Raw genomic sequence first — 1,431 nt, 5'->3', positions numbered from 1 at the left:
GAGGTTCTTGCAAAACCCATAAGCCAAGCGGGATTATTTTCAGTTGATAGCTGAAAAAGAGGATTGGGCGCTGCCATTGCTGGCAAGATGGAGGTTCTGAAGACTACATCGAGCGCCCGACATGAATAGTACGCAACGAGTTGAAATACTGCAACGCTGGCGAGTGGTGCAGCACGAACTGATACCTGAATTGAAGCAGGAGATTGGACCGCTGACGCCGCGACTGGAGAAACTGATCCACACGCTGGAATGGGTGCGGATCGAAGAATTCGTAGCAAGCACATGGAACGGCAGAGGCCGTCCGCCGCATGATCGCGGAGCGCTGGCCAATGCGTTCGTAGCGAAAGCCCTGCTGGGGTTGGGCACAACGGCGGCGCTGATCGAACGGCTGCAGATGGATCGCGCTTTAAAGCGGATCTGCGGCTTCCCGATATGGAAACGGCTGCCGGACGAATCGAGCTTCTCGCGCGCCTTTGCCGAATTTGCCAGAGCGAAACTGGCCGAACGCGTACATGAAGCGCTGGTCAAGGCGCACCTGGGTGCCGAGTTGATTGGCCACATCAGCCGTGACGGCACGGCAATCGAGGCACGGGAGAAGCCGTTGAAGAAAGTGCCGGCCGCGGCCGAACCGAAGCCCGGGAAGGCCAAGCGCGGACGTCCTGAAAAAGGCGAAAGACGGGAGGCCAAGCCCACGCGCATCGGCCAGCAACTGCGACAACCCCTGGCGCAAATACTCGCTGATCTGCCCAAGCGTTGTGACCGAGGCACAAAGTGCAACGCCCACGGCTACAAGAACAGCTGGAACGGCTACAAGCTGCACACCGACACGGCCGACTGCGGCGTACCGATCAGCGCCTTGCTCACCAGCGCCTCGGTGCATGACAGCCAGACGGCGGTGCCGCTGGCATTGATGACCCAGGGCCGGGTAACGCATTGCTACGACCTGATGGACGCGGCTTATTGCAGCGAAGAAATTCGCAGCCACAGCCGCAGTCTGGGACATGTGCCGCTCATCGATCACAACCCGCGCAAGGGTGAAAAGATCGAATTCGCGCCACATGAGGCACAGCGCTACAAGGAACGCAGCCAGGCTGAACGGACCAATGCACGGCTGAAGGATGAGTTCGGCGGCAAACAGGTTGGGGTGAGAGGCCACGCCAAGGTGATGAGCCATCTTATGTTTGGCCTGCTGGTATTAACAGCCGATCAGTTGATGCGGCTGTTGACGTAGCCAGGCACAGGAAGTGCCAGAAAACTGGTGAGAGGGGCTGCCAGAAGGCGGCTCTGGGGGACGTATCGCGGCAACAAGGGCAGAATGATGATTTGGGTCTGAATAACCCACCCGAGTTGATTTGATTAACCGAAAAATCGCCCAGAGCGGCGAGCAGATGCGTTCATGATCGCTCGCTCTTGGGGTTTTGCAAGAAGCTC

General features: G+C 58.4%; 1 protein-coding gene. It reads left to right on the top strand.

Features of this window, described 5'->3' with window-relative positions:
• Positions 1–121: 121 nt before the first annotated feature.
• Positions 122–1,231, top strand: coding sequence for a transposase (locus Q7V20_RS20280; RefSeq protein WP_304795334.1), 1,110 nt, complete (start codon positions 122–124; stop codon positions 1,229–1,231).
• Positions 1,232–1,431: the final 200 nt, after the last annotated feature.

The sequence above is a fragment of the Aquabacterium sp. genome (genome assembly GCF_030652515.1).
In the GTDB taxonomy this organism is placed as follows: domain Bacteria; phylum Pseudomonadota; class Gammaproteobacteria; order Burkholderiales; family Burkholderiaceae_C; genus Aquabacterium.
This window is presented reverse-complemented; position numbering and strand designations above follow the sequence as displayed.

Coding starts and splice junctions, on each gene's coding strand:
- Q7V20_RS20280 (WP_304795334.1), top strand. CDS start 122: ATGAATAGTACGCAACGAGTTGAAATACTGCAACGCTGGCGAGTGGTG.